We start from the raw sequence: 17,319 nt of genomic DNA, 5'->3' as shown, positions 1-17,319 counted from the left end.
TGCGTGTCAGGCGCGCTCCCGCTCCTGCGTCAGCACCTCTTCATCCTCCACCAGATGGCATGCAACGCGTGTGCCGACGGCAAGCGTGCGCACCTGCGGCACTTCCGCCGAACAGCGCGCCGTTGCAAGCGGGCAGCGCGGATGGAACGTGCACCCCGAGGGTGGCCTGAGCGGGCTTGGGACTTCACCTGCCACCAGTTCCCGGTCGCGGCGCGGCGCCTCGATATTGGGAATGGTCTGCAACAAAAGCTGCGTATAGGGGTGACGCGGGCGGGCGAACAGCTCCTCCGTATCGCCCTCCTCCACGATGCGACCGAGATACATCACCGCGATACGGTCCGACATGTGGCGAACCACACTCATATCATGGCTGATGAAGAGATAAGTCAGTCCCAGCTCATCCTGAAGCCGCCGCATCAGGTTCAGTACCTGTGCCTGCACCGATACATCAAGTGCAGATGTCGGCTCGTCGCAGACGAGAAACTCCGGTTCGCTTGCCAGGGCGCGGGCAATCGAAATGCGCTGGCGCTGACCGCCGGAAAATTCATGCGGGAATTTCTCGCCATCGGAAGCGGAAAGGCCGACGGTTCGCAGCAGTTCCTCCACCCGCTCCATTGTCTCTGCACGGGTGGCGCGCAGTTTCAGCTCGCGGATCGGCTCTGCGATGATGTTCTTCACCCGCCAGCGCGGATTGAGCGAGGCATAGGGATCCTGAAAGATCATCTGCGCCGAAAGCGGTGCATCCTTCCGCCCTTTGGCAAAGCGGAAGTCACCGGCACTTGGACGGAACAGCCCTGTCACCAGCCGCGCGACCGTGGACTTGCCGCAGCCGCTTTCGCCGACAATGCTGAGACAGCCACCGGCTGGCACCATGAAGTCGATGTCGTTGACGGCCTGCACGAATTGACGGGGCTTGCGCTCGATGACGCGGTTGAGCCACGGGGCGGAAACATCGAAGGTTTTGGTCAGACCCTTCACCGTCAGTGCAGGTGTTTTTGTCACCGGGGTTTTCATGCTGTTCCTCCTGCATTCATCCAGCAGGCGCTTGCGCTGTCGCCCTGCGTTTCCAGTTCCGGGCGCTCGCGAAGACAGCGGGGGCCGGCAAAACCACAGCGCGGATTGAAGGCGCAGCCCGGGGGGATCGCATCGAGACGCGGCATCGCCCCGTCGATCTGGTTAAGCCGCTCCACACGCGCGCCGAGCGAGGGGATGGAGGCCATCAGGCCCTGCGTATAGGGATGTTTCGGCGCATGCAGAACCTGCTCGACCGGCCCGACCTCGATCAGCCTGCCGGCATAAAGCACGGCGACGCGATCGGCGGCTTCGGCGATGACGCCCATATCATGCGTGACCAGCATGACCGCCGTCTGCTTCTCCTTGCACAGCCTGCGCAGCAGCGAGATGATCTGCGCCTGAATGGATACGTCAAGCGCCGTGGTCGGCTCGTCGGCAATGATGAGCTTCGGCGAGGCCGCCAGCGCCAATGCGATGACGACACGCTGACGCATGCCGCCGGAGAACTGATGCGGATAATGATCGACACGATCTTCCGGAGACGGAATGCCGACATCTTTCAGGAGTTGAACCGCCCGCCCCCGCGCTTCTTTTTTGGAGAGCGGCAGATGCTGGCGGATCGTTTCGAGCAGCTGCGCGCCAACCGTAAAGAGGGGATTGAGCGAGGTGAGCGGATCCTGAAAGATCGCACCGATCTCGCGGCCGCGAATGCTCTCCATCGCCCTGTCGTCCAACTTGTCAATACGCCGCGATCCCAGCCATATCTCACCCTCGGCGATGCGGCCGGGCTTTTCCAGCAAGCCCTGTATCGCAAGCCCGGTCATGGATTTTCCGGCACCGGATTCTCCCACCACACCGAGGATTTCGCCGGGGCGGATCGACAGGCTGACATCCGAAAGGGCCGTCACCGTGCCTCTGCGTCCCGGAAACTCGACTTTCAGATTGCGAACATCGATAACCGACTGGTTCATGTTATCCATTGGCGTCCACCTCCACCGGGTAGCTCGGGGGAAAAATTTCCGAAACGGGCGGATTGGCCCAGCTTCGTTCGGGATATTTCGCGATCAGCCCGTCGAACTGCGCCTGCGCCTGAACGCGGGCGCGCTCCATGTCGATATTCGCGACCTGCCTTGAGCGCATCGACAGCCGGCCATCAACGAAGACCGCACGCGTGATCTTGCCAGAGCCGCCGGTAATGATGGTCGTGATGGGATCGACGCTCGGAGCCATGACCGTATCATCGAGATCGAAGACCGCGATATCGGCGCGGGCACCCTTTGAGAGATGTCCGAGATCGGATCGGCCCAGCGCCCTTGCGCCACCGATCGTGGCGGCGTCGAACAGATCGGCCGAGCGAACCCTGTCGGGAACGCCGTCGCTGATGCGGCAGGTGATGAGCCCGACCAGAAGGTTCATCAGCATGTCGGCCGGTGCCGTGTCCGTGCCCATCGCGATGTTGATGCCACGCTGCCGGCACGACGAAAACGACGACAGCTTGCTGCCGCCTCTGGCCGACACCAGCGGACAGTGGACGATGGAAACGCCATTTTCAGCGTAAAGCGCCAGATCCTCGTCGGTCGCGTTGGTGGCGTGCGGCGCGACAAGGCGCTCACTGAGCAAGCCCGCCTTGGCCAGCCACACGGGCGCAGTCGAGCCATGAAGGCTGCGGACGGTATCCACCTCCATCGTGCCCTGCGCCATATGCAGACGAAACTTGCATCCAAGATCGCGAGCCGCCGCATCGGTTCTTTGCAACAGGGCGAGTGTCGATGTCTCGACCCGATCCGGTGCGAGCATGCCGCGCACGAGATCGCCATGGCGTCCGCTCTGTCTTTCGATGAAGGACACCGCATCCTTCAGCCCCTGAAAGCCGCGCTCCTCGTCAAAGACAGGCACCATGCGTCCCGGCTCTTCCAACACCATGCCGCCGGAGCGGTATGCGGGGCTGAGATAGACGCGCAGGCCGAGTTCGCCGGCAGCATCGGCCGCAGCCTCGAATTCGGCGGCGGTTTCGCCCCATTGCCGGTAAAACAGGGAAGCGATGGGCGCTGCCGTGGTAATGCCGCTCAGAAGCAGCTGACCGAAAGCGAAACGCTTCTGGAAGGCCAGCTCCTCCCCGGAATACATCTCGTAGGGACCTGCCTCGACATAGGATCGCGGCCAGACCCGGCCCTTGGCCCAGCCGGGGTAATGATCGATCCCCAGGATCGTCGTATCGAGATCGGAAAGCGCGTCGAGATCGATCAGGCCAGGGCTGATGAGGGCGTTGCCGAAATCGACGCGACGGGCGACCTCGCCTTCAAAGCCGTACCCGACGAACAGAATCTCACCGTTCTCGAAGACCACCTCGCCGTTTTTCAAGAGCCGGTGCGATCCATCCTTGTGTCCGACAACCCAGCTTGCGGTAAGCAGCGTGCGACCGAATGGGCGTTCGCCAAGTGCGAGAGATTGCAAAGCAGCGCTCATCACGGCGCCTCCACGATGGCTTTGCCGTTTCTTGCGGTGACGCGGCCACCTTTGACGACGAGCGGCCGGGGCGCGATATCGACCACGGCATGGGCGAGCGTTTCGCCCGTAAGCAACGTGAAGTCTGCGGCGCAGCCTTCCTTGAGGCCATAATCGCCAAGCCCCATGACATCGGCGCCGCCCTGCGAGACCACATGCAGCACATGGGCAAGCTCGATATCCGAGCGCAGGCCATTCTTCATGCCGATGATCTTTGCCCGGTCTAGCATATCCGGCTGGCCCCATGGCCCCCAGGTATCACGAATGCCATCGCAACCGCCGCCGACGCGCACACCCGCCTCCTTCAGGCGCATGATCGACGGCACGTTTGCCGAAGGCGCACCTGTCGTCAGGATCGCCACGTCGAGCTTTGCAATCTCTTCGATCAGCTTGCCGACCCGCAGGTAATCATTCATTCCAAGGGCAAAGGCATGGCTGATCGCGACCTTGCCTTGCATGCCATTGGCCCGGATACGCTCGAATATCAGCTCCATGGTGAAGGCACCGAGATCGGCGGCCTCATGCAGATGGATGTCGATCGGCACGCCGTGCTTGACCGCAAGCGCAAAGAGAATATCCAGCTGGCCTTTCGGATCGCGGTCGATGCCGCAGGGATCGATACCGCCAAGCACTTCGCAGCCCTGTTTCAAGGCTTCGTCCAGAAGTTCCACGGTGCCGGGCATGACCATGACGCCGGATTGCGGGAAGGCGACGACTTCGATGTCGATGATGCCCTTCAGCTTCTCGCGGGTCTCCCAGATACCTTCGACGAGCGTCAGGCCATGGGTCGGGTCGATATCCACGTGGCTGCGAATATGCGTGCCGCCATTTGCCGCAAGGCCGATGGCGTGGCGCATGGACTGGCGGTGCGGATCGATGCCGATCTGTGTCCGGTTATCGCGTTCAAAGTCGATCCGCTGGCGCAGGATCGCCGCGCGATTATTAACATGCCAGGGCATGCCCCATGTCGTCTTGTCGAGGTGGGTATGGGCATCGATAAGGCCGGGAACGGCAATCGCGCCATTCCCCTCCTCGACCGGCATGCCCGGATCGGCCTCGAATTTTCCGAAACCGGCTATCTTTCCCTGCCTGATCAGAACATCGCAGGTATCGCCCGCCATGGGCCTGATGTTGCGGAGCAGAAGATCATGCATGGAACTCACCTCAGTTTCGGATTGAGCGCATCGCGCAGCCAGTCACCCAGAAGGTTGACGGTGACGACGAGCAGACAGAGCTGGAAAACGGGAAACAATACGATCCACCACGAACCCGAGAACAGGAACTGATTGCCGATGCGGATCAGCGTTCCAAGTGAAGGCTGGCTGGGCGGCATGCCGATGCCAAGGAAGGACAGCGTCGCTTCGGTCAGGATCGCCATGCCGAAATTGAGCGTGGCGGCAACCATGATCGGTGTGAGCGTATTGGGCAGGATATGGTTTGCCATGATACGGCGGGCGGGAACGCCGATGAGCTTGGCCGCCTGCACATAATCCTTGCCGGTTTCGACGATGGCCTGGGCGCGCACGGTGCGCGCATATTGCACCCAGGCGGAAAGGGCGATGGCGAAAATGAGCACGGCGGATGCGCCCACCTCACGCAGACTGTCCGGCAACATCTGCCGCACGACCGTCGAGACGAGGATGGCCACCAGAATTGTCGGGATGGAGAGCGTGATGTCGCCGATCCGCATCAGGAGATTGTCGGCAAAGCCACCGAAGTAACCGGCAATCAATCCCGCGGTCATGCCGATGACAAGCGACAGCGCCACGGAAGCGACACCGATGACGATCGATATGCGCGTGCCGTAGAGAATGGCGGAGAGCATGTCCCGCCCCTGCGTATCGGTGCCGAGCAGATAGGGCCATTCGCCGCCCTCCTGCCAAACCGGCGGCAGCTCGGCCTTCCACATGTCCAGCGAAGCGCCGTCATAGGGGTTCTGGGGCGCGATCAACGGCGCGAATATGGCAGCAAGGATCAGGATTGCGAGGACCAGCGCACTGATCTTCGCCGATTTGCTGCGACTGAAGGACCAGTAGAGATCGCTGTCGCGCAGGCGGCTGAAAAGCGACCGACGGGCGGGTTTTGCCATTTGTGGAAGGTCTGTCAAGGAACCGGCTCCCTTCGGTTAACGCGCAGTGCGCAGACGCGGATCGATCACCGCATAGGCAATGTCGACGAACGTGTTGAGAACAACGAAGATGAAGGAAATGATGCAGAGATAGGCCGCCATGACGGGAATATCGAGAAACGTCACCGCCTGTATGAACAGCATGCCCATGCCCGGCCACTGAAACACCGTTTCCGTAATCAGTGCGAAGGCGATGAGCGAGCCGACATTCATCGTCGTCAGCGTCACGACAGGCATGAGACAGTTGCGAAGCGCATGGCGGAAATAGATGCGCCAGCGGGGAATGCCGCGGGCACGCGCAAACTTCACGAAATCGGATCGCAACACTTCCAGCATCTCGGCGCGAACCAGACGCATAACGAGCGTGATCTGATAAAGCGAAAGCGCAATGGCCGGCAAAATGATGGCCGCACGACCGGAGGAGGTCAGCAACCCGGTAGACCACCAGCCGATCTGCACCACATCTCCGCGACCGAAGGCCGGCGCCCAGCCGAGCGACACCGAAAAGACGAGAATGAGCAGGATGCCGACGACGAAACTCGGCAGCGAAACGCCGACGATCGACAGGAACTGCAGGCCCTCCGTATACCATTTGCCACGCCTGATCGCCGTCAGTACCCCGAGCGGCAGGCCGACGACCAGCGACAGGACGGTGGCGACAAGAACAAGCTCCAGCGTTGCCGGAAACCTCTCCGCTATCAGCGGCAGCACCTGCTGGCCGTTGCGATAGGAAACGCCGAAATTGCCTTCTGCCGCATCTTTGACAAACCGCAGATATTGCGTCGGCAGACTGTCATTGAGGCCGAGGCGCTCACGCAGGGCCGCCCGATCCTCCTGCGAGGTCTGTTCGCCGACCATCAGTTCAACGGGATCACCCGCGAGCCGGAAAATGAGAAATGCGATAAGCGCGACGGAAAGCATGACGAGCACGGCATTTCCCAAACGCTTGATGATGAAAACCAGCATGGTTACCTCTCGGATCAGAACCCGCGCCACAAGGCCTGTCAGGTTCGACCATTCTCTTGCAGAGACAGGGCAGAGCTTTCGCAACGATGCGATGCCTCGCGCATGAGCCTGTCACATTGTCGACAATTGCACCGGCGGAGGATCGCATTTCGGCCTTCCCTGTCCCTGGGGATCACGGTTTGAACGGCTGAGGCGACTGCGCCGGAAAGGCTGGAAAGGCGTTCGGCGACTGGCCGACGCCCTTCCTGCATCCTGCATTATTTGTCGAGCTGTGTCAGCCAGTGACGCGGCTTGTTATCGGCACGGAAATCGACGCTCTTGACCTTTCCGAGCATGGCCCATGCAATGGGCTGCTGATGCAGCGGAACAAGCATGGTTTCATCCTTGGCGATTTTCAATGCAGCTTCTTCAAGCGCCAGACGTTTGGTGTTGTCCTGCTCCTGCGCCGCCTGATCGACCAGCTTGTCGATTTCGGGGTTCGACCAGCCGCCATAATTGGAGACACCCATCGCACCCTTGCGGGTCGACAATATCTGCGACAGGAACGAGAAGGCATCGAGCGTCGGCTCGTTCGCCCAGCTGAGGTTGAAGACATCCGCCTTGCCGCCATTGCGCTTGGGCGACTGCACGGAGCGCGGGGCAATGTCGATCGTCGGCTGGAAACCGCCGCGCTTCAGCATGTTGGCGACACCGGAGCAGATATCTTCCTCGTTGATGCTTTCGTCGTTCATGCAGGTATAGGTGAAAGCAAGGTTCTTCATGCCTGCATCGGCAAGCAGCTTTTGTGCTTTTGCCGGATCGGCGGGTTCATAGGTATCGAGCGACTTGGCATAACCGGCGATTTCAGGCGCGATGAGCGAGCCGGAAGGTCTTGCAAGGCCGCGCATGACCTTCTTGTTGATGAGATCGCGATCAAGCGAGGCCTCGAATGCCTGACGCACACGCAGGTCATTAAACGGGTTGGGCTTGCCGTCTTCCAGCTTTTCGCGACGGTTGAAACCGATGAACAGTGTGCGCAGTTCGGTGCGCTTCTTCACCGTGATATTGGCCGAGGTTTCGAGCCGCGGCAAATCCTGGATCGGCGCGGAATCGATCAGGTCGATTTCGCCGGAAAGCAGCGCTGCAACACGGGTCGCGGCAGAGGCGATCGGTACAAATTCGATACGGTCGAGATTGTGCTTCTTCTGGTCCCACCAGCCGTCATTGGCAACAAGAACCGTCTTGCTATCGGGCACGCGGCTTTCGAGCCTGAACGGCCCGGTGCCATTGGTGTGCATCGTCGTATAACCGTCGACCTCGGAGGCAAAATCGGTCGGCTTCTCGCTATTGTTATCCTTCAACCACTTGGCATTGAAGATGAAGATATTGGTGATGTCGTTCAGGAAAAGCGAGGTCGGTGCGGTGACGTCGAGATCGACAGTGTAGTCATCGACCTTCTTCACTCCGGCAAAGACCGGAATATTGCCGCGCAATGGCGAGGTGGCATCGGAAGCGCGCGTGAAGGACGCAACCACATCGTCAGCGGTGAAATCCGAGCCATCATGGAACTTCACACCCTTGCGCAGGGTGAAACGCCAGGCCTTTCCATCAACGAGCTTCCACTCCGTCGCCAGCGCCGGTTCGATCTTGAAGTCCGGCCCGTAACGGACGAGCCCTTCATAGATGTGATTGAGGAACGCAAGGTTGGAGGTGGAAGGCACCGAATACGGATCGAGCGAATAAAGATCGGCGCGGCTACCCCAGCGTAGGGTCTCTGCGCTTGCGGGAGCGGCAATGGCGGCGGCGGCCATGGCGGCCAGGACAAAACTTCTAATTCGGGACATTTGATCCCCCCTTTTTATAGGTCGTTGGAAAGCCGGCTGGCGGCTGAGCAAGGGGAGTATTGTTTTGCACGGGCTTATTGTCAATAATATTGTTGACAATTATCGTATTCAAAATTGTGAAATTCTGGATACCGACTGCAAACATATGGGAGAAGGCGAATGGGAAATTATCTGCTGCTGCATGGCACGATCGTCACCGTGGATCGCGAAAGACGGATTATCGAGGATGGCGGCCTTGCCATTCAGGATGATCGTATCGTTGACATCGGCCCGGCCGGGGAACTCGCTTCACGCCACCCCGGCAAGCAGATCATAGACTGCCGGGGCAAACTCATCATTCCCGGCCTGATCGATGCGCATGGCCATGCCGGGCATGCGCTCATCCGCAGCATTGCCGCCGATACCAATGCCATGTGGATGAAGGTCGTGACACCGACCTATTATCACTACGTCACCCGCGATTACTGGTACGCCGACGGCCTGGTCTCCGGCATCGAGCGGTTACGCGCCGGCGTGACGACCGGCGCCAGCATCATCACCTCGATGCCGCGCGCCGACGATCCCCTCTTCGCTATCAACCATGCACGCGCCTATGAGGAGATCGGCCTTCGCGAAATCATCTGTGTCGGCCCTTCCGGCCTGCCATGGCCGCACCCCGTCACCCGATGGGAAAGCGGTTCGCCGGAGCGCCGTCATATCAGCTTCGAAGAGATGATCGAAGGCAGCGAGGCAACCATCGAGGCCCTGAACGGCACGGCGGATGGCCGCATCAGCGTTTTCCTCACACCTTTCACCATCGTTCCGTCAGTGGAGCCCTCCAATGCCTCGACACCCGATCAGTCGGTGAAACTGACGGAAAATGACCGGATGCAGGCGCGCCGGATCCGCGAAACGGCACGAAAGACCGGCGTCAGGCTACATTCGGACGCTTTTGCAGGCCAGATTCGCATGGCGTTTCAGGACAAGGAAAATGCGCTGCTTGGCCCAGATATCCATCTTCAGCATTGCTGGGGCATCTCGCATGACGAGATCGACATTCTGGCCGAAACGGGAACTCGCGTTACCCACGCCCCGCCCGGTCGGGCGACGCCAATCATGGAAATGATGTCGAAAGGCATTCGCGTTGCCATCACCACCGACGGCGCGGCCCCCAGCCGCCATTTCGACATGTTGCAGACGGCGCGTCTGGCGCAATTCACCCAGCACCTGCTGCACAACCATGATCGTTACCTGCTGCCGCCCGGCAAGATATTCGAAATGATCACCATCGACGCCGCGCATGCCATCGGCATGGAAAACGAGATCGGCTCGCTGGAAATCGGCAAAAAGGCCGATGTCGTCGTCATCGACATGCGCAAACCGCATCTGATGCCGATGTGGATGCCGGTGCACCGGCTGGTGCATCAGGTGCTGGGCAGCGATGTCGATACCGTTTTCGTGGATGGCCGGATGTTGATGGAAAACGGCCGGGTTCTGACAACCGACGTGGATGCCGCGCTTAACTTCGGCCAGGAAGAAGCGCTGGCCCTCGCCGCCCGCGCCGGTCTTGAAGCGCATATGCACGACCCGGGTTGGGGCCGTCTGCTGCGGACCTTCGAAGAACCTGTCCACCCTCCCCAGCCACCGGAGCCGGCGCTCAGCCGATAACAGGATAACGCCATCTGGAAGACCTGCAATGCATCACACGCTTGCAGCTGCCCGCGATAACATTGTTGACAAAACCGCGTGTGATATTTCGTCAACGCAAAAACTCCACGGCCTGGAGGGTCCGGGGAGCAAACCTAACGTCATGTCAGGAACTTTGACTGGAGCTAGCACTCACCCGTCCGAGAACGGGGTGGATCTGAGTTATCTAACCAGATTATGCTTTTTGCTTATGCAGGCTATTAGAACGAACGCTGCAGGCGAACGAAACCGGTCCACTGCTCAGGACGGTTATCGATGTCGAGGTAGTTTGCAGTGAGCTTCGTGGTCAGGCCATCGGTGATCTTGTAGTCAACCGTCAGACCAGCCTTCCAGGCGTCGTTGTTGGAGAATTCGTCCCAGGAAACGAGACCATAGCTGCCGTAGTACTGGAAGCCGGGGGTGATCTTCAGCTTGTCGGTTGCCTTGATGGCGTATTCAGCAGCAACTGCCCACTCGGAGACGTTGTAGTAAGCGTTTGCGCCGGAAGCCCAAACACCAGACAGGCCAAGCGTACCCGGACCAACACCAGCCGTTGCGATCAGGCGTACAGAGCCGTTTTCGCGGTCGGTATCGTAGCCGCCGATGAGCTGCAGAGTTACGCTGTCGAACTTTGCGCCAACGCCGAGCGCGACGCCAACATTGTTGTCACGCTCGTTGTACGAGCCAACTGTGATGCCTTCGAGTTCGTCAACCGAAGCGCCTGCCCAGAAGGAACCGGCGTCGTAGGTGTAACGAATGGAGTTGAACAGAGCGTTGGAAGCCAGTTCGTCCGTTTCGCCAGAAAGGCCATCGTCCCACCAGCTGTAGAACTTACCGACCTTCAGGCCGCCGAGTTCGATGAAAGCCTGGTCAACGAAAACCGCAGAACCCTTGTCGCCCGAGCCAGACGTGGTGGACGCAGCTGCAGAACCCGTGTCAGCATTGCCACGGAGGCCAATGAAGCCACGCAGGGCACCGAGTTCGGTGTCGGTGCGGGTGTCAATTTCGAACTGGGCGCGGGTGAACGAATCCCAGTCAGAGGTGCCGGTCTTGTCACGACCGAAGTCGGTCTGGAACCGGACATAACCCTGAAACTTCAGGCAGGTTTCGGTGCCGGGGATGTAGAAGAAGCCGGTGCCGAAAGCGTCGCAAACGCGAACGTATTCCATGGCTTCCGGCTCGGCAGCGACGATAGCGTCAGCGGCCTGTGCGCCGGATACTGCTGCGAGAGCGGCAGCGGAGCCGATAAGAAGGCTCTTGATGTTCATTTTTAATCTCCAGTCAAAAATTTTTCAACGAATGCGCAAATTTGAGGGCTGGTCTTTTCCCTGCCGCCCGCTTCCCTGCGCTGATTCAGCAAATGACAGAAAGTGCGGGGGACTCGCAATTTAAATCGGCGGATTACAAATACAATAAAAGTACACAGACGTATTAAGTAGTAAAATTACAACAAATCAATAGTTTAAAATATAATAATTTCATTTTTTATTTTCAAATAAAAGAATTTATTACTTAACAAAAATAGTCGATTATAATAATTTTATTTATTATAATATATAAATCTACATAACCGCGAAGGGCAGTTACCCGGCACCCTGACCCTAAACAATCATAGAGACGTTTAAGGTTGTTGTAATAAAAGGCGCGGGCAACCGGCCGGAACAATTCCGGCGTCACTCAGATCAGGCCCGTCAAAACAGGGCCATCATAGCGGGTCTATTGCAGATCGCCGGCAGGGCCTGTGGGGAATGTCGTCATCTTTGCCAGCATGTCTTCAATCACGTCCGCCTGCACCGGGCGACTGAAATAATAACCCTGCCCGTAAGGGCAGCCGGCGGCGCGCAAAAACGCCGCCTGTTCGCCGGCCTCCACTCCCTCGGCAATGACATCGATATCCAGAGATCCAGCAAGCTGAATCATGATCGAGACGATGGCGCTGTCCTTGGTTTTTTCCGGCAGGTGGGTGAGGAACGAGCGGTCTATCTTCATGCAGGACAGGGGAAAGGTCTTGAGCATGCCGAGGCAGGAATAACCGATGCCGAAATCGTCCAGCGAGAGGCTGACGCCCATCTGCTTGATGGAGCGCATGATCCGCACCGATGTTTCGACATCCTGAATGATAAGCGTCTCGGTGATTTCGATTTCGAGCAGCGAGGGCGAAAGACCGGTTTCCTTCAGCACCGACTGGATTTGCTCCACAAGTCCGCCCTGAAACTGCCGGGGTGAGATATTGACCGCCATTTTGATGGGCGACAGGCCGGCCACGATCCAAGCCTGCGCCTGCTGGCATGCCTTTTTCAGAATGCTTTCCCCAAGCTCCACAATGAGGCCGGTTTCCTCGGCAAGACCGATGAATTCCGACGGAGCCAGCAGACCTTCCACCGGATGCTGCCAGCGCACCAGCGCCTCCACCCCGCTGATGCGGCCGGTGAGAAGATCAACCTGCGGCTGGAAATGCAGAACAAACTCATCCCGCTCCAAAGCCTTGCGCAACTCCTCGATGCGGGTGAACTTCTTTCTCAGATCGTCCGCCATGCGCGGTGTGAAAGTGGCGATGCCATTCCGGCCATTATGTTTGGCCTCATACATGGCAAGATCGGCGGCAGCGACGATTTCCGCCGTGGTCTCCCCGTGCTCGGGAAAAAACGCCATGCCGATGCTGCAGGTGACCTTGATATCGTAATTGCCGATGCGCAGCGGCTGCGAAACCGCCGCCTGAATACGCTGCAGACGGTTTTCGAAACTGTCTTTCTGCTTTTCCAGAATGACGACGAATTCGTCGCCGCCCACCCGCAGCACGAGATCGTTTCGGCCGAGGCTATGAGCGATGCGCTCCGCCGTTTTCGAAAGCAGCGCGTCGCCAACGCTGTGACCAAGCGTATCATTGATCTGCTTGAAATTATCGAGATCGAGAAAACCGATGCCGACCTTCCGTTTTGCCTTTGCCGCCACCGCCAATATTTCCGGTAGCCGCGTATCGAGAAAACGGCGATTAGGTAGCCGGGTCAGCATGTCGTGATCGGCCAGAAATGCTATATGCTCCGCGGCACGTTTCCGGTCGATCGCCAGCCCCGCCATGCGGGCGGCAGCCCCGATGAACTCTACCAGCGCCGCATCCGGCTGGCGGCCCGCCAGCACGCACCAGACAAAACCATGCGCCTTGCCCTCGCTGGCGGGAATATCGAAACTGAAAGCCGTGCTGTCGGCCGGATAGGTAAGGCTCCCGGGATCGTTGACGGTGGAAATGCGCGCCGTCAGCCCCTCATGCGGCATCAGCGCCGGAGAGACATAAACGGAAGGTTCGCCCGCCGCCGCCTCGAACACCCTGACAGCGCAGGCAAGCCCGGTGGCAAGATTTTCAATGGCCTTGACGAATTCGTCGAGAAAATCTTCGATCCGCGCCGCCGCGACAATCATTTCCAGAATACGCGCCTGTGCCTGAAGCAGTCTTTCCGAGGCCTTTTTCTGGGTTATGTCCCTGGAAGCGCCAACCACACCAATGATCTTGCCGGCCTCATCCTTCAAGGGCACACGCGACATCATCAACCAACGGTCGATATCGCCGCGCATGGCGGGTTCCTCGTAGCCAAGATCAGGCTCTCCGGTGCGCATCACCCGCGCTTCGGTATCGGGAATGCCGGCCCGCTGCGCCGCGTCTCCGTGAATGTCGCCGTCGGTGAGCCCGATCAGTTCTTCGACACTTTCAAAGCCGTTTTCCGTAACGATGGCGCGGTTGGCAAAAAGAAAACGACCCTCCAGATCCTTGGCATAGATAAAATCCGGCACATGATTGATCATCGCTTCCAGAAGCACATGCCGGTCGGAGGTATTGGGGTTTTCAGTCGTTGCAGGAGAGGCAGATGGCGCTACGCCGCGCTTGGTTCGCGACATCCGGTTCTGCACGGGTGTCTTCGGGCCTTTGGAACGCACCTCTCCGCCTCATCGCTTTATAAGGAAGCAGAATAGTAGGATTATACATATTATATAAATATGAACGACAGGCCGAGATTACCGGCGAATGGCTGCCTTTTACAGGCTAAATCAGGAACAGCCGACAGCACGAATCGAAACGGCGCGGATAAAAGCCGCGCCGTTGGATTACAGGCTCAGATAGAGGTATGTCAGACCACCGGGGTCGGCAGTTCCTTGCCCGCAAAATGCGCGTCGAGATTGGCAAGAACGAGATCGGCCATGGCGCGTCGCGTCTGGTGCGTGCCGCTGCCGACATGCGGGGCAAGCGTGACGGTGTCGAAGGCGAAAAGCGCTTCCGGCACACGCGGCTCATCCTCGAAGACGTCGAGGGCCGCACCACCGATCGTGCCGTTTGACAGCGCCTCGACCAGCGCCTTTTCATCCACCAGCGAACCGCGCGCAACGTTGACAAGCACACCCTGCGGCCCGAGTGCCTTCAGCACATCGGCATTGACGATATGGCGCGTTTCGGCGGTGGCGGCGGCGGCGATGATCAGCACGTCGCAATTGGCGGCCAGCGCCTCTATACTGTCGTGATAGTCATAAGCGACGTCGCGACGGTTTCTGGCGGTATAGGAAATCCGCCCATCAAAACCTTCGAGCCTCTTTGCGATTGCCTGACCGATGCGGCCGAGGCCGAAAATGCCGTAACGACGGCCAGCCACACGGGTGGAAAGCCCCATATCGCCCTTCAGCCATTGACCGGTGCGCACATGCTGGTCGGCCTGCGGCAGCTTGCGCGCCTGCGCCAGGACGAGGCCAAGCGCGAGGTCGGCAACATCGGCCGTCAGCACGTCGGGCGTGTTGGAGACGCGGAAACCGCGTTGTTTCGCGTCCGTCAGATCGACTTTGTCGAAACCGACACCGTTGATGGCGACGATTTCAAGATTGGGAAGTGCGGCGCCGATATCCGCCGGCAGGCCGATATGGCCGCCGGTGACGACGCCGCGGATCGCGGCGCCCTTTTCAGCAAGGAACGCCGCCTTGTCGGAAGCTTCGAACAGGCGATGCACCGTGAAACGCTGCGCGAGTTCTTCTTCCAGTGCCGGAATGAGCGGGCACAGTTGCACGATTTCAGTGGTCATGGACTTTCCTTTGCGCCGGTGAATTACTTCACATCGGCCTTGACGAATTGCCGGAGTTCCGGCGTTTGCGGATTGGCGAAAAGTTCCGAAGAACGGCCCTGCTCCCAGATCTTGCCCTTGTGCATGAAGATGGTTTCAGTCGCCACGCGGCGCGCAAAGGCCATTTCATGGGTAACGAGGATCATGGTCATGCCGCCTTTGGCGAGGTTTTCCATGACGGTCAGCACTTCCTCGGTCAATTCCGGGTCGAGCGCCGAGGTCACCTCGTCGAACAGCATCACCTTCGGTCGCATGGCGAGCGAGCGGGCAATTGCCACGCGCTGCTGCTGGCCGCCGGACAGCTGGTCGGGATAGGAATCGAATTTCTCCGACAGGCCGACGAGTTGCAGGACCTCGCGGGCGATATCCTTTGTTTCCGATTTCGCCACATCCTTGACGATGCGCGGCGCGAGCATGATGTTTTCGCCGACCGTCAAATGCGGGAAGAGATTGTAGCTCTGGAACACGATGCCGACATCGGTGCGCAGCTTGCGCAGCGCCTTGGCATCTTCGCCAATGGCATGACCGGCAATTTCGATGCGGCCCGAATTGATCTTCTCCAACCCATTCATGCAGCGCAGCAGCGTGCTCTTGCCCGAACCCGAGCGGCCGATGAGGGCGAAGACTTCACCGCGGCCGACCGTCAGCGACACGCCTTTGAGGACTTCCAGAGCGCCAAAGCTCTTGTGAACGTTTTCAACGATTACTTCCGGCATGAAGCCTCCTTTCCAGCCAACGCGACAGCTGGGACAACGGGTAGCAGACGATGAAATAAAGCACGGCCACGGCGACGAAGACGCGGAACGGCTGGAACGTGGCATTGTTGATGAGCTGCCCCGCTCTCGCCAGTTCGACGAAACCGATGATCGATGCGATGGACGTATTCTTGACGACCTGAACGGCGAAACCGACGGTCGGCGGCAGGGAAATGCGGATCGCCTGCGGCAGGATGACGTAGCGATATTGCTGGGCGCGGGTCAACGCCAGCGATTCCGACGCTTCCCATTGCTGCTTCGGCACCGCCTGGATGCAGCCGCGCCAGATTTCGGCAAGATAACCTGATGTATAGATGGTCATCGACGCGCCGGCGGCGATCAAAGGCGGCAGTTCCAGTCCGGCAAGGCTGAGGCCGTAATAGGACAGGAACAGGATCATCAGCACCGGAATGCCCTGAATGACCTGGATATAGGTGCCGGCGGCAATGCGCAGCAGCTTGTTATCCGAGGTGCGGGCAAGAGCGATGAAAAAGCCGACGATGCCACCGCCGATAAGCGCAATGATCGTCAAAAGCACGGTCCATTGCAGGGCGGTCAGCAGGAAACCGAATTCGTTCCAGCCGAAAGTTCGAAGAGTCATGACTGCACCTCCGGCATGGCGGTCATCGTCTTGCGAGCCACGCGGCGGCCAAACAGCCACATGCCGATAAGGGCAAGGATGAGCCGCAGGCTGAGCGCCAGCGCAAGATAGATGAGCGTGACGACGATATAGACTTCGAAGGAGCGATAGGTCTGCGATTCCACGAAGGCTGCGGCGGCCGCAAGCTCATGGGTGGAAATGGCCGAGCATATGCTCGATGCCAGCATCATCAGCACGAACTGGCTGCAAAGCGAGGGATAGACCTTGGCGATGGCAGGCACGATGATGACGTGGCGATAGATCTGGTATCTGGTGAAGCCCAGCGCCTCGCCCGCCTCGATCTGCGACTTGTGCACCGCCTCGATGCCGGCGCGGATGATTTCCGTCGAATAGGCCGCAAGATTGATCGTCATGCCGATCAGCGCCGCCGTATCCGCCCCTACCCTGAAGCCGAGGCCCGGCAGGCCGAAATAGACGATGAACAGCTGCACGAGAAACGGCGTATTGCGGATCACCTCCACATAGGCGTCCACGATGATGCGGACAATGCCGCCATTGATGGACCGCAGCGAGGCCAAAAGAATGCCGAAAGCGCAGCCGAGCACGATGGACAGGACAGACAGCTTGATCGTCAGCCATATGCCGTTCAGAATTTCATTCTGATATTGGGCGAGCGCGCCGAATTGAAAAGTATAGGACATGCGTCACTCCGTTGACATTTCCCGGTCCGCCGGAATTTTCCTCCGGCGGACGCGTTGAAAGGCTC

14 protein-coding genes are annotated in these 17,319 nt (G+C 59.1%); 1 reads left to right on the top strand and 13 read right to left on the bottom strand.

Annotated elements, in window-relative coordinates:
- Positions 1 to 6 precede the first annotated feature (6 nt).
- The 7 genes from ACQZ5F_RS21765 to ACQZ5F_RS21735 all read right to left on the bottom strand — a co-directional run bounded on the left by ACQZ5F_RS21765 (position 7) and on the right by ACQZ5F_RS21735 (position 8,436).
- Positions 7 to 1,014, bottom strand: coding sequence for an ABC transporter ATP-binding protein (locus tag ACQZ5F_RS21765; RefSeq protein ID WP_225338180.1), 1,008 nt, complete (start codon positions 1,012 to 1,014; stop codon positions 7 to 9).
- Complete coding sequence (locus ACQZ5F_RS21760) at positions 1,011 to 1,994, bottom strand: ABC transporter ATP-binding protein (protein ID WP_046801236.1); 984 nt, start codon at positions 1,992 to 1,994, stop codon at positions 1,011 to 1,013. The genes ACQZ5F_RS21765 and ACQZ5F_RS21760 overlap by 4 nt, the downstream gene beginning before the upstream one ends.
- Entirely contained in the window at positions 1,987 to 3,480 is a 1,494-nt protein-coding gene (locus tag ACQZ5F_RS21755) for an amidohydrolase family protein (RefSeq protein WP_225338179.1), read from the bottom strand. The genes ACQZ5F_RS21760 and ACQZ5F_RS21755 overlap by 8 nt, the downstream gene beginning before the upstream one ends.
- Positions 3,480 to 4,673, bottom strand: coding sequence for an amidohydrolase family protein (locus tag ACQZ5F_RS21750; RefSeq protein WP_052820552.1), 1,194 nt, complete (start codon positions 4,671 to 4,673; stop codon positions 3,480 to 3,482). The genes ACQZ5F_RS21755 and ACQZ5F_RS21750 overlap by 1 nt, the downstream gene beginning before the upstream one ends.
- Before the next feature lie 5 nt (positions 4,674 to 4,678).
- Entirely contained in the window at positions 4,679 to 5,608 is a 930-nt protein-coding gene (locus tag ACQZ5F_RS21745; RefSeq protein WP_225338212.1) for an ABC transporter permease, read from the bottom strand.
- A 36-nt stretch (positions 5,609 to 5,644) separates the two neighbouring features.
- Positions 5,645 to 6,613, bottom strand: a complete 969-nt coding sequence (locus ACQZ5F_RS21740) for an ABC transporter permease (protein WP_046801232.1) — start codon at positions 6,611 to 6,613, stop codon at positions 5,645 to 5,647.
- 257 nt (positions 6,614 to 6,870) lie between these two features.
- Entirely contained in the window at positions 6,871 to 8,436 is a 1,566-nt protein-coding gene (locus ACQZ5F_RS21735; RefSeq protein ID WP_448730953.1) for an ABC transporter substrate-binding protein, read from the bottom strand.
- A 159-nt stretch (positions 8,437 to 8,595) separates the two neighbouring features.
- Between ACQZ5F_RS21735 and ACQZ5F_RS21730 the strand changes: the two genes are divergently transcribed.
- Positions 8,596 to 10,083, top strand: a complete 1,488-nt coding sequence (locus ACQZ5F_RS21730; protein WP_052820549.1) for an amidohydrolase family protein — start codon at positions 8,596 to 8,598, stop codon at positions 10,081 to 10,083.
- Positions 10,084 to 10,322: 239 nt separating this feature from the next.
- Here ACQZ5F_RS21730 and ACQZ5F_RS21725 read toward each other — a convergent pair whose 3' ends face one another.
- The 6 genes from ACQZ5F_RS21725 to ACQZ5F_RS21700 form a co-directional block, all read right to left on the bottom strand.
- Complete coding sequence (locus tag ACQZ5F_RS21725) at positions 10,323 to 11,369, bottom strand: porin (protein WP_225338178.1); 1,047 nt, start codon at positions 11,367 to 11,369, stop codon at positions 10,323 to 10,325.
- Between the two features lie 448 nt (positions 11,370 to 11,817).
- A complete protein-coding gene (locus ACQZ5F_RS21720) occupies positions 11,818 to 13,992 on the bottom strand; it encodes a putative bifunctional diguanylate cyclase/phosphodiesterase (protein WP_225338211.1) in 2,175 nt (724 codons plus the stop codon).
- Positions 13,993 to 14,222: 230 nt separating this feature from the next.
- Positions 14,223 to 15,158 carry a 2-hydroxyacid dehydrogenase gene (locus ACQZ5F_RS21715; protein WP_225338177.1) on the bottom strand — a complete coding sequence of 312 codons (936 nt, stop codon included), beginning with the start codon at positions 15,156 to 15,158 and terminating at the stop codon, positions 14,223 to 14,225.
- Positions 15,159 to 15,181: 23 nt separating this feature from the next.
- The gene (locus ACQZ5F_RS21710; RefSeq protein WP_111806823.1) at positions 15,182 to 15,913 is read right to left on the bottom strand and encodes an amino acid ABC transporter ATP-binding protein; all 732 of its coding nucleotides are present in this window, start codon (positions 15,911 to 15,913) and stop codon (positions 15,182 to 15,184) included.
- Positions 15,894 to 16,553, bottom strand: a complete 660-nt coding sequence (locus ACQZ5F_RS21705; protein ID WP_003499527.1) for an amino acid ABC transporter permease — start codon at positions 16,551 to 16,553, stop codon at positions 15,894 to 15,896. The genes ACQZ5F_RS21710 and ACQZ5F_RS21705 overlap by 20 nt, the downstream gene beginning before the upstream one ends.
- Positions 16,550 to 17,254 (bottom strand): amino acid ABC transporter permease, encoded by a 705-nt coding sequence (locus tag ACQZ5F_RS21700; RefSeq protein ID WP_003499524.1) that lies wholly within the window; start codon positions 17,252 to 17,254, stop codon positions 16,550 to 16,552. Before ACQZ5F_RS21700 ends, ACQZ5F_RS21705 begins: the two co-directional genes overlap by 4 nt.
- Positions 17,255 to 17,319 lie beyond the last annotated feature (65 nt).

This window comes from Agrobacterium sp. 22-210-1 (assembly GCF_053522525.1).
Note: the sequence above shows the minus strand (reverse complement) of the source record. Positions and strands in the feature narration are given on the sequence as shown.